Annotated in this window: 1 protein-coding gene; it reads right to left on the bottom strand. The window is 57.9% G+C overall.

Translation table 11 applies throughout. The features are described from left to right. Positions 1-230, bottom strand: a 230-nt coding sequence (locus tag AC0L3B_RS39035; protein WP_473383033.1) for a hypothetical protein, incomplete at its 3' end; no start/stop codon positions are given. Between the last annotated feature and the right edge of the window lie 81 nt (positions 231-311).

The following is a 311-nucleotide window of genomic DNA, read 5'->3' as shown; positions in this document are numbered from 1 at the left end:
CCCTCCAGCAGTCCCGCAACCAGTGCATGCCCCAGCCGAGTCTCCTGATCCAGCAACTCTCGCTGATGAGAAAGATGAAGCGCGGCAATTACCGCGGAGTGTTCAAGCGCTCGGGAATGCAGCTCTTCGAATTGATCCTTGGCGCTTTCCAGCCAAACGATACCGGCAACCTCTCCCTGCAGCCATATGGCACAGCCAAGCCTGAACCGCGACCTGATTGCAAAATTCATCGCCGAACGTCCCCTGGAACATCGCTTCGATGAAGCGCAGACGTTGTCGATCAACCTGTCGGATACCCGGCCGCGGTTCAG

It is taken from the genome of Bradyrhizobium sp. Kon56 (assembly GCF_055807635.1).
Note: the sequence above shows the minus strand (reverse complement) of the source record. Positions and strands in the feature narration are given on the sequence as shown.